General features: G+C 59.7%; 3 protein-coding genes and 1 tRNA gene. 3 read left to right on the top strand and 1 reads right to left on the bottom strand.

The features are described from left to right. Window positions 1-106: 106 nt before the first annotated feature. Both R6U20_RS11920 and R6U20_RS11915 read left to right on the top strand, forming a co-directional pair. Window positions 107-385 carry a hypothetical protein gene (locus tag R6U20_RS11920; protein WP_410338077.1) on the top strand — a complete coding sequence of 93 codons (279 nt, stop codon included), beginning with the start codon at window positions 107-109 and terminating at the stop codon, window positions 383-385. A 96-nt stretch (window positions 386-481) separates the two neighbouring features. Then, entirely contained in the window at window positions 482-1,486 is a 1,005-nt protein-coding gene (locus R6U20_RS11915) for a choice-of-anchor J domain-containing protein (RefSeq protein ID WP_410338076.1), read from the top strand. Between the two features lie 635 nt (window positions 1,487-2,121). Here the strand turns inward: R6U20_RS11915 and R6U20_RS11910 are convergent. Next, complete coding sequence (locus R6U20_RS11910) at window positions 2,122-3,402, bottom strand: hypothetical protein (protein ID WP_410338075.1); 1,281 nt, start codon at window positions 3,400-3,402, stop codon at window positions 2,122-2,124. A gap of 291 nt (window positions 3,403-3,693) precedes the next feature. Here R6U20_RS11910 and R6U20_RS11905 point away from each other — a divergent pair. Next, window positions 3,694-3,779 (top strand) — tRNA-Leu (locus R6U20_RS11905). Window positions 3,780-3,782 lie beyond the last annotated feature (3 nt).

The raw sequence follows: 3,782 nt of genomic DNA, 5'->3' as shown, positions 1-3,782 counted from the left end.
TAATATCGGTCAGAATCGGCTGGCTCCCGTCCTTTGCCGTGACCGGACAAGGTGCCGCCAGCTGAAGCACAAAAATGAGAATCAGTAAGAGACCTACCGACTTTTGATGGCCGAATGGGGGCTGATCCAGTTCTCTGGCTTCAACAACAACAACGCCTGGGAGCTGGCTCAAGACCCCACCGGCGAATCTGATCGGTCGTACATTGCGCCAGCAGATGTGGGGCGCGAAATCGAAGGCCGCCTCGTCAAAGAAGATGACATTGGCAAGCCGTTCGTTGAGTTCGACGAAGGCACCGTGCGTGATCGCCTTACCGAGGACTTCCTGAATACCTCGAACATCGCATCGCGCTGGCGTCTCCAGTTGGGCGTGCGGTACATCTTTTAGATGAGTCTGCATCTGTCCCCTGCCGGGGAGGGCCTCGGCAGGGGAGATGCGTTTGCCTACTGACATCTTATTTTCCACTTTCCGGCTTACATCCCTATGTATTCCACGTTTTTACGATTTCCCATAGCTGCACTCGCGGCCCTACTGCTCCTGAGTACAGGCTGCGATAGCGGCATCGACCCTAATCTGGCAGGCGAAGACGACGAGCCTACCGTCCAGTTTGCAAGCTCCTCGGTCTCCAGCTCGCGCTCAGTTGATAGCGTGCCGGTTGAGGTTACCATCAGCGACGCCCCCGACCGCGAAGTCACAGCAGAACTGCTCTATGCCAACGCGGCCAGCGAAACCGAAGCGGCCGAGTTTGGCTTCCCCAATGACGCCATCATTGGCGATGGCAACGGCTACCGGGCTGGTACCGTCACCTTCCCCCCAAATGCAGAAGGCGACGATGCCACCGCTACGGTGAACATTCCCCTGTCGGGCAACGCAGACACTGATGAGCAGCTCGATGCGGTCTTTGCGATTCAAAATGTAGAAGGTGCTTCCATCGGCAGCCGCGACCGCTTCACGCTCGTGTTGGGTGCGATCACCCTCCTCGAAGAAGGCTTCAGCGATGAAGAGGCCGATCCGTTCACGGTCTTCGATGCGTCTGAAGGCGGCAATAACTGGCAAGTGACCACCTTCGACAATGACCAGTCGCCGTACATGGAGGCCAACGGCTTTGGCGCCGATGAGCCATCGAACAGCTGGCTCATCTCGCCAGCGTTTGACTTCGCTGAGACGAATGGGCAGACGCTTTCGTTCGTCAATGCCAGAAACTTCGAAGATGGCGGTCTCGATCAGGGCCTGCTTGTGAAGGTGTCGACCGACTACGACGGTGAAGGTAACCCGGAAGACTTCACCTGGACGGACATCACAAACCGCGAAGGTGCGGCGTATTCGGAAGGCGGATACGAGTTTGTATCCACCGACGCGATTGACATCAGCGACGAAGAGTTCCAGGAAGAGGAAGTCTACATTGCGTTCCAGTACATTAGCAGCGGAACCGGTGGCGGCAGCACGGAGCTCTGGCAGGTCGATGACATCCTTGTGCGTGCGCAGTAATCGCATCGAGGCATCGCCGCAATGGCGACATCGCCTAAACACCGAAGCGCCCTCTTCCCAAGTCGGGAGGAGGGCGCTTTTTTTGCGTTGGGAAACCAATAATGTTTGCAGGTAGGGACACGACGCGCCGTGGTACGTGTTTAGCGGGCTTCAATGATTGGTTGGGGCATTCCATGGGTCTGCATGCTCCCCTTCTCCCCTTTTTGTCACCTTGAGCAAAGCGAAGCGGAGTCGAAAGGTCTCCCACAACATCGGCACGGCATTGCTCTCTACGAACATCCGGTCCCCGCTGGCAGAAGCAGGCGGCTCACGGGCCGGGGCACCTCTACATAGGGCACCTCCACATGAAGTGCTGCTTCAGATCTACCCCTCAGTCGCTGCGCGACAGCTCCCCTCCCCAGGGTATGCGCTTAGCGACGTGTCGGCCAGGACACGTGCAGTGCCGATAGCATCCGTTCCAAAAATCGCCGGGGACGCAAGCGGTCCCCGGCGGTCATTGAAAGCCGCTAAACAGATACTCCAGGGGAGCGGCTTGGAGCGGCGCGCTTGCACCTGTTTCTTCCTGCGCTAAACAGATACGCGCCGTGTCCCTACTTGCTCAAACACGGACACAACGAACGGAACCACCCACCCTATCAAAACCGGAGCGCCACCTGCAGCGTGTTCACGTAGTTGTACGTCTCGCGAAACGACGAACCCTCCTCGCGTCCGTAGAACGCATAATCCACGTGGATGTGGCCCATGCGCAGCCCCACGCCCGCCGTCGGATAGCCCTGGTTGATGCCGAGACGTGCAATCAAGATGTCGTACTGCGCCTCAGCCCCCACATGCAGATGTGCCAGCGCAGACTGCTCGACGGACGGGCGACGGTAGTCCTGGTAATCGACCGCTACCGCCAGATTGCGAAAGGGTCCCCACGCCTCCTGTGTGTAGGCCGCTCCCACGCGCACCGACGGGTCGATCTGAAAGCGCTCCGCCTGTGCGTCAGAGAGCGGGTCCGACGGCGATACACGTCCGTTCACGACCGGAGCCGATTGGTCAGGCAAGAGCGGGCCAAGTAGGGGGATGCGCGGGGCGGTGTCCTGGAGCGAGAAGGTGAACTCAGACGCCCACAGGTCGAATGCCGCCGCGCCGACATGCAGCGTACCGGGCAGGTCAAATGCCGACACGGTGTACATCGCACCCACATCAAAACTGACGTTGCGGCCCACCCACACCGGATTCTGCGGGGCACGGCTGTCGAAAAACGTGAGCTGGTCCAGGAGCGGCGTGGACTCGACCACCGGCATTTTGTCGGTGGGACGCACCCGGTCGATGCGGCGCTCCAGCGTCGACACGTAGCGTTGTAGTGCGTTGAGCGTAACACCCAGGCGGAGGCCCGGAACGTGCGCCGAGGCGTCGTATCCGACCGTACCAGACAGCGTGACATCGGTACGCGCGCGGTGGTCGGCTATTGGAATGGCATCAGGACCGTCCGAGCGGAAGCGCTGGTTGAGAAGGCTATGCACTGTAGCCCCGCCGCTCACCGCATACGGTCCGCGCCGGTAGACGAACGACGGCAGGGCGATGGTCGCCTCCAAAATAGACGGACGCGCCCCGACGCGGCGTGTGCTATCGGCAAAGGTCTGGAAGTCATCATCGAAGTCGGTGGGCTCGCCATTCAAAATCTCGCCCGGCCCACCGCGCGACATGTGGCGTAGCGGATCGGCGACGTGCCCGCTCCCGGCTCCTTGAATCCGAAAGGCGGTGATCTGTGTGGGAAGCGCAGCAGAATGGGCCGGATTGTAGGAAAAGGGATGGGCGCGTTCGGGGAGAGCAGCGCCTACATCGCCACGACCCAGCGCCTCCACCGACGGCGCAACTGCCCGCTGGGTTTGCCCGGTGTGCTGGGCGGCGAGAGGCTCAGCCTCCCCCAAAACTAAAAGGACGATACTGCAAACACAGAAGGCTACGAAGCGCATGCGTTAATCGTTGAGAGGCGAGAAAGTCAGGAAGCCGGTCCTGCCACACAAACATAGAGGATAGCGTGTAGGACAAACTGCTTCAACAATACGCAGTGAGCGAGGCAAGATCAATGCAAAGTCAGTCGAAGACCGAGCGGCGACGGGCCGAGTTTTCAAGAGCAAGTACTCTCCGAAACCCCATCGGAATGCATGGGTATCGGGATGCGGATTGTCTTTGGCGAGCCCTTCTGCATATCTCTCAATGCCCGAGTGGCGGAATCGGCAGACGCAACGGACTTAAAATCCGTTGGTGCTTGTGCACCGTGTGGGTTCGAGTCCCACCTCGGGTACTA

Source organism: Longimonas sp. (assembly GCF_046498435.1).
Lineage (GTDB): Bacteria > Bacteroidota > Rhodothermia > Rhodothermales > Salinibacteraceae > Longimonas.
The sequence above is the reverse complement of the archived record's forward strand: the minus strand, read 5'-3'. Positions and strand labels throughout refer to the sequence as shown.

Bases quoted from the DNA above. Each gene is read 5' to 3' on its own strand.
- R6U20_RS11920 (WP_410338077.1), top strand. From the start codon at position 107: ATGGCCGAATGGGGGCTGATCCAGTTCTCTGGCTTCAACAACAACAAC.
- R6U20_RS11915 (WP_410338076.1), top strand. From the start codon at position 482: ATGTATTCCACGTTTTTACGATTTCCCATAGCTGCACTCGCGGCCCTA.